The sequence below is a fragment of the Peptoniphilus timonensis JC401 genome, assembly GCF_000312025.1.
GTDB classification, from domain to species: domain Bacteria; phylum Bacillota; class Clostridia; order Tissierellales; family Peptoniphilaceae; genus Peptoniphilus_A; species Peptoniphilus_A timonensis.
The window spans coordinates 722,811-729,766 of the sequence record NZ_HE978593.1; the positions used below are offsets into that span (position 1 = coordinate 722,811).

Annotated in this window: 9 protein-coding genes; 2 read left to right on the top strand and 7 right to left on the bottom strand. The window is 29.6% G+C overall.

Translation table 11 applies throughout. The features are described from left to right. The 6 genes from HGPT_RS03535 to HGPT_RS03560 all read right to left on the bottom strand — a co-directional run. On the bottom strand, positions 1–401 hold a 401-nt coding region (locus tag HGPT_RS03535; protein ID WP_019138497.1), incomplete at its 3' end, for a V-type ATP synthase subunit E. Positions 402–409: 8 nt separating this feature from the next. After that, a complete protein-coding gene (locus HGPT_RS03540) occupies positions 410–880 on the bottom strand; it encodes a V-type ATP synthase subunit K (RefSeq protein WP_019138498.1) in 471 nt (156 codons plus the stop codon). A 10-nt stretch (positions 881–890) separates the two neighbouring features. Then, positions 891–2,840, bottom strand: coding sequence for a V-type ATP synthase subunit I (locus HGPT_RS03545; RefSeq protein ID WP_019138499.1), 1,950 nt, complete (start codon positions 2,838–2,840; stop codon positions 891–893). Next, complete coding sequence (locus tag HGPT_RS03550) at positions 2,827–3,150, bottom strand: late embryogenesis abundant protein (RefSeq protein ID WP_019138500.1); 324 nt, start codon at positions 3,148–3,150, stop codon at positions 2,827–2,829. Before HGPT_RS03550 ends, HGPT_RS03545 begins: the two co-directional genes overlap by 14 nt. A 259-nt stretch (positions 3,151–3,409) precedes the next feature. Further along, entirely contained in the window at positions 3,410–3,955 is a 546-nt protein-coding gene (locus HGPT_RS03555) for an ECF transporter S component (RefSeq protein ID WP_019138501.1), read from the bottom strand. Beyond that, positions 3,952–4,899 carry a nucleoside hydrolase gene (locus HGPT_RS03560; protein ID WP_019138502.1) on the bottom strand — a complete coding sequence of 316 codons (948 nt, stop codon included), beginning with the start codon at positions 4,897–4,899 and terminating at the stop codon, positions 3,952–3,954. Before HGPT_RS03560 ends, HGPT_RS03555 begins: the two co-directional genes overlap by 4 nt. Positions 4,900–5,060: 161 nt before the next feature. Between HGPT_RS03560 and HGPT_RS03565 the strand changes: the two genes are divergently transcribed. Together HGPT_RS03565 and HGPT_RS03570 are read left to right on the top strand one after the other, a co-directional pair. Further along, positions 5,061–5,660: a TlpA family protein disulfide reductase gene (locus tag HGPT_RS03565; RefSeq protein ID WP_019138503.1), complete on the top strand. Its 600-nt coding sequence runs from the start codon at positions 5,061–5,063 to the stop codon at positions 5,658–5,660. Between the two features lie 128 nt (positions 5,661–5,788). Beyond that, positions 5,789–6,328, top strand: a complete 540-nt coding sequence (locus HGPT_RS03570) for a glutathione peroxidase (protein WP_019138504.1) — start codon at positions 5,789–5,791, stop codon at positions 6,326–6,328. A 158-nt stretch (positions 6,329–6,486) separates the two neighbouring features. Here the strand turns inward: HGPT_RS03570 and HGPT_RS03575 are convergent, their stop codons facing one another. Next, positions 6,487–6,759, bottom strand: coding sequence for a hypothetical protein (locus tag HGPT_RS03575; RefSeq protein ID WP_019138505.1), 273 nt, complete (start codon positions 6,757–6,759; stop codon positions 6,487–6,489). Positions 6,760–6,956 lie beyond the last annotated feature (197 nt).

Here is a 6,956-nt window from a genome sequence, read left to right on the forward strand (position 1 = left end):
TTGGCATTTTTTATTGCATCCCTATACTTTTTAGGAACATCAATTGTGCCACCCTTTATATCTACATCTTTTAAATTATTTTTTACGAATTTTACATAATCATCTTCAGATAAATTTTCAAGTTCCCTTATAACTTTTTCAAGAACTTCGTCTATTATCCTATTTTTTTCAGCTAGAATGTCATCTCTAGATTTTAATTCTGCTGATGATTTACTTCTCTTTAAGATGTCTTCTCTTTCTCTTTTAGAAATTTCGTCTATCTTATTTGCCAGATATTTTCCATCTTCTTTTCTATTTTCTACAATGCTAATTCTTTTTTCTTCAGCATCTTTTATTATACTTTGGGCTTTATCTTCTGCATCCTTAATTATTTTATTTAAAATATTTTCAAGTCCTGCCATAGTATCACCTAGGCTCTAAATAGGATAAAGAATGAGATTGCAAAAGCAAGAATAGCATAAAGTTCAACCATTACTGCAAAGATAATACCTTTTGCTTGTTGTTCTTCATTTTTTGCTAAGATATTTATACCAGCAACAGAAACTTTACCTTGTGCAATTGCAGATACAAGTCCAGCTAAACCAATAACGGCACCACTTGCTAGATACATAAATCCAGTGTTAACTGGTGTATCAGCTGAAAGTCTGAATAAGATAAATAGTCCAATTACAAAACCGTAAAGACCTTGTGTACCTGGTAGAAGTTGTAATACAAGTGATTTACCAAATTTTTCTGGTTCATCAATTACAACGCCTGCTGCAGCTTCACCTGCTAAACCTACACCCTTAGCAGACCCTGCACCTGCAAGAGCTACTGCTAAAAAGATCCCAATAGATCCTAAAATCAATCCGCCATATTCTCCCATTAATCCATTTAACATAATTTTCCTCCTAGTCTATATTAAAGTAATCTGAATTTTCTATCATTTTTTTGAAAGGTATGCCTCCACCTTCATAAAATTTATTAAACATTTCTACATAAGTTAGCCTTGCTGTATGAACATAAGCTGACAAATAAGAAAGAAAGGCATTAAACAATTGAAATACTACAAAAATTACTATTGCAAATAACTTTCCAAGTATATTTGATTCAAAAAGCATTCCTGCAATCATGTTAATAGCAAGTCCTAAGAAAGAACCTGATAAAACAAGTGCCATTAATCTTAGATAAGATACAAAGTCACCAAGATAGGATGTAATTCCATAAAGAGAATAAACTCCCCATCCAATCTTTGCACCAGTGGACTTTTCTTCTCTACCACCAGTTGCAACTATACCTACCATTCCAAGTAACATTACAACTAAGAATACTTTTCCAAAAGCTTGAACTGGCTCAAGAAATTTGCTTAGAATAAATCCAATTGCTCCCAATACTGCCATATACCAGAAACCAACATCATATAGTGCATCCTTCGGTTTTCCATCACGAATATTCATATAGGCTTTTATTCCAAGAGCAAAGAATATGTGAATTCCACCTAGTATTAAAGAAATTATTACCAATAGAGTTGAATCTTCTGCTGGATCTATTAAACTTGGAAGTTCAATTATTCCTCCAAAGAAAGAACCGAATATAAGTCCAAATATAATAGTTGAAATAGATAGGTAATTAAAAAATTTAATAAACCTTCTCTTCTTGTCCGTTAGCTTAAATTTTTTGAGAGCGAAAAGTGTTCCCAAAAATACTAGTAGACCATAACCGAAATCTCCAACCATAATTCCTGCAAATATAAAATAGAAAGGTGCAAAGAAAGGTGTTGGGTCAATTTCATTGTATCTTGGCATTGAATACATTTCTGTCATAATTTCAAAAGGACTTACAAAAGAATTGTTCTTTAGTAGAATTGGAACTTCTTGAGAATCCTTATTGGCATCTTCAGCCCTTAAATAGTAATTATCCTTGCAAACTTTTTGGATTTCATTTTCCAAATCTTCAAGTCTATCTTCTGGAACATAACCTTCTATAAGATTAAGTTCAGTAGTCTTTAAAAATTTTCTCTCTGACATTATCTTAACTTTTTCATTTCGATAATGTTCATAAGAATATTTAAAGTCCTCTAAATATTTCAAATATGTCTTTAATTCTTCTTCAATTTCTTTATTTTTTTCGAATAATAAATCTTTATCTTTTTCATAGGAACTTATCTTGTCCCTAACTTTTCCATCTGCCTTGATATTAATAGGAGTGAAACCGTAACTTGTCATTAGACCTTTAATTTCATCATCAATAGATTTTTCAACTATTATTAAATAATAATTAAAGTTTTTATCTTTTGAGACTCTTTCAAGGTAAGCAAGATCGTTTTTTATAAATTCTCCCTCAAAGTCTTCGGCATGATTTGATGAGACAGTTCCTGTGTAAATGTTTACAGAGTCCATCCTATTTACACCTTTTAAAGAAGATGAGAGATCTTGCCACGGTTTAAGCTCAGCAATTTTAGAATCGATATTTTGAATCTTACTCTTGTTCTTTTCTTTCTTATCAACTAGACTTTTTATTTCCCCATCAATTTTTTCAAAGGGAAAAGTCATAGCTCTAGCCGTAAGTTCTTCAAGAGTTATATTGCTAACCCCATCTTTCATGGCTTTTATAGGATTTTCCTTATCCTTAAATTTAAGTAAAAGATCAATATCCTCTTTGGATTTCTTGATTTTGTCATCAATTTCAATTAAATCTTCTGAAGATTTAGGTCTTGTAAAATCATCCTCTGAAAAATCATCTTCATCAAAATCAGACTCGTCAATATGAACATAGTTGAATTTTTGAAATTTATTTATCAAATTTTCTCTGTTCTCATCAAAGATAAAGAGTTTGAATTTTTTCATCTTAACTATTGCCATTATTCACAATCCTCTCTACCACTGACTTTACAACTTCAGCTTCCCTGCCTTTAGAAATTTTTGAAATATCAGCAATCTTCATTTCTGAATCCTTACCTATAGGCTTGACAGATTCCTCTGCTTCTTCTCTAGCCTTACTTACATAGGCATCCTTTCGATCTCTAGCTTCATCAACAATAGCTCGATAAGCCTTTTCAGCTTCATCTCTTGCCTCTTCAATAATTTCTTTGGCCTTAACTTCAGCATCGTCAATTATTTTTTTTGCCTCAGCTTCAGTGTCTTTAACTTTTTTTACTGCATCATCTGACACTAAATCACCTCCAGTGTAAAATCTATTCACAAATTAATTATATCACTTGTTAAAATATTATTTAACCACAATGTTTATATTTTTAATTTGTACATATTTTATTATTACCCTAGTAAAACAACTTTATTTAAAATAATACAAAAAAGTAAATATTTCCTGTTTATAATAAAAAAGGTAACAACAATCCTATTAATATTTTAACAAATTAAATCAATTTTTCCAAAATAAAAAACCACATTTTAAGTGGTTTTGATAATTTTTATTTTTTTAATATATTTTGGAAAGCGCCCATATTGTATACTTTTGATATTAATAATATAGAAATTAGTTTGTCAGCGTAGTCAGTTATAATTTGAATTACAAATACAATTACAAAATCTGGCAAATCCATCACTGCACGTATGGCTTGAACAATGTAAGATGAACCTGCTGTTGTCACAGTCCCAAAAAGATAAGTCGCTACTAGTGCTGATGAAATTGCTGCAGGAATTGACATAAAAGGAGTCAAATAAACTTTTGACAGTGTATCTTTTCTTTTTAAAAATTTAAAATAACCTGCAGTAAATCCAACTATTATTTGTGTTGGCATAAAATAAAGAGCTATTGGATCTCCAATAGTATTTACAAAAGCTGAAACAAGACCTGTAAGGATTCCAAAAATAGGACCAAAGGCAAAACCTGCCATTATTGTTCCTATAGAATCAAGGTAAATTGGAAGTTTTAAAACAACACCAATCCATGCACCTACCATATTTATGGTAATACAAAGTCCTAGGAGTGTTATTTTTTTTGTAGAGATTTTCATAGTAAATCTCCCAAAATTCTTTCATCAATTTCTTCTCCTGTTATCTTTTCTATAAAAAATTTCCAAACTTTATAAAGGTCTAAATCTTCATAAATTATCATATTTTTTTCTCTCTTCATAAAATCCATTTCATCAACCATAAGCATTCCTCTGGCTGGTCCATCAGTTACACACTCCACATTGTAAGTGTTGGACTTAAAAAGATCCGGATTTCTTTCCAAGAGAATGGTTAGGGGATCATTTATAACTGATCCAATGATTTTTTCATATTCCCAATGAAAATCCATATAAAAATTTGTTATATCTTCTAAAAATTTGCCAACTTCAAAATTTAATCTCTTTATATAAGAAAGTATATTTGGGGTTAAAACAAATTTCCTAGTCACATCTAAGGGCAAAATTTCAATTTTTCTCGGTGCATTTTTAATTACATAATCTGCTGCATCTGGATCAACATAAAAATTAAATTCTGCCACAGGGCTCATATTTCCATGGCTTCTGAAACTTCCTCCCATTACAATAATTCTTGTGTCGTTGAAAGCTTCTCTATCTTTTTCAATAGCTTTGGCAAGATTAGTAAGTGGTCCTAAGGCAAAAATTGTCAAATCTTTCTTCTTAGCCTCTTCTATCAAAAAGTCTATGGCATCAGACTTGCAACTTTTTTCATCATAAGATAAATAAGTTTCACCAAGCCCATCTTCACCATGAGTGTCCTCTGCATTTATAAAATCCTTACAAAGAGGACTTTCACTTCCTATGTGAACATTAAAATCTTTTTTTAAAAATTTTTCTAGTCTCAAGATATTTTTTCTTCCCTTATTGACATGAACATTTCCTGAAACTAAAGAAATCCCAAGAATATCATATTCCTCAATGCTATTTGCAAGCATTATAGCAATGGAATCATCAATCCCGGGATCAGCATCAATAATAATTTTTTTCATAAATAACCTCCATTTCTTTGGAGAACAATTAGTTTTTTATACTTGGAGTTCCCGAACAAGTGAAATAAATTATACCTTATTTTTTTAAAATAGACAAGTTTTTAGCCATGAAGTATAATTGACTTAGGCAAAATTAAAAATTTTTACACTGGAGTGATTAAATGAAAAAACTATTTAAAATTCTAATTTTATTTGCAGTAGCACTTAGTCTTTTTGCCTGCAATAAGAAAAACGACGTTAATACTAAAGCAAATAAGACAAAAGAAGTTGAAACAAAAACAGCTTCATCCATTGAATTAAGTGAGATGCCAATTGAAAGATTTGACTTCCAAACAATGGATATCATGGATGGAAATGTAATAAAATCAGAAGATTTTTATAAGGAAAAAAACCTAACTCTCGTAAATGTTTGGGGAACATTCTGTGGTCCATGCAAGGAAGAAATGCCAGACTTAGGAAAATTACACGAAGAATATAAAGATAAGGTAAACTTTCTTGGAGTTGTTGTAGACACTAACGCAAGTATGGACACAAATGTGGAAGAAGGGCAAAAAATTATAAAGGATTCTGGAGTTAATTATACAAATATTATGCCAAATCCAACAACTGAAGACAGTCTTGTAAATATAACTGCAATACCAACTACTTTCTTTGTTAATTCTGAAGGAAAAGTCCTTGGAGGTTTTGTAGGTCAACAAGATAAAGATAGTATAGCCGCAACAATTGATAAATTACTTGAAGAAATAAATAATTTTTATTAGTATTTTATGAGACAAGCTAAAAATACAAAGAGATGGAAAATTCCATCTCTTTTTTATTTTGGAGTAATGACTAAAATTTTTTTAATTTTCTTTTTATGGGTAATCTATATATAATAGGAGGAATTAAAATGATTTATGATTATAAAGTAGAAAAACAAGACGGTAGTTTTTTAGACTTAGCTGACTTAAAAGGAAAAGTTATTCTAATTGTTAATACTGCTACAAGATGCGGCTTTACACCTCAATATGAAGATTTAGAAAATTTATATGAAAAATATCATGAAAAAGGGTTAGAAATAATCGACATACCTTGCAATCAATTTAAGGAACAAGCCCCAGAAAGCGATGAAGAGATCACAAATTTTTGCCAAGTTAATTACAATATAGAATTTCCACAAATGAAAAAGGCTGACGTAAATGGTGAAAATGAACTTGAACTTTACAAGTTTTTAAAGTCTCAAAAAGATTTTGAAGGTTTTGGAAAGGGTCCAAAGGCTCTTGCAATGTCAACTCTTTTAAAATCAATTGACAAAGATTATAAAAACAATCCTGATATAAAATGGAATTTCACAAAATTCTTAGTTGATAGAGATGGAAATGTAGTAGAGAGATTTGAACCCACAGCTAAAATGGATATTATAGATGAAAAAATTTCAAAATTAATATAAGTTTTTATTATATTTATGCTAAAAAACTTCTGTATGAAATATTACAGAAGTTTTTTGTTTAAATTTATATAAGAAATATAGAATAAGTATATAAATATAAAAATAAAATTTTAAAATAGCACTGAAATATAGATACTCTCGAACCACTCTAATAAAAATCAATTTTTATAATCTTTTTTCAATTCTTTTAAGATTATATAAATATCCCTAATAATAAAAATGTCCACAATCAAAGTTAGTAGCATAAATATAAAGGCTTCTCTAATTGAGCTTTGTGAAACTCCTCTTATAGCTTTTATACGATTATAACCTATCCATTTACTATAGAGAGATCCAGTTCCACCAAATACACGCACTCCATTATAATTTAAAGAAAAATTTATAATAAATAAAGTAAAAAGATGAATAAACCTATTTATAATTTTTTTCATATATACCTTCCTTCCTTTATTTGTTTGGACGATTTTATATCTTGATTATAAACCCATAAGAGTCATAAATCTAGCCAATAGTAAATCTTTTTATTAATTCAGTAAACATTATTTTATCACTGACATAAGAATATAAAAATTGTCACGATGATTAAGTCCTCCATGCTCATCAAATTTTAAGTCCAAAAATTTACATC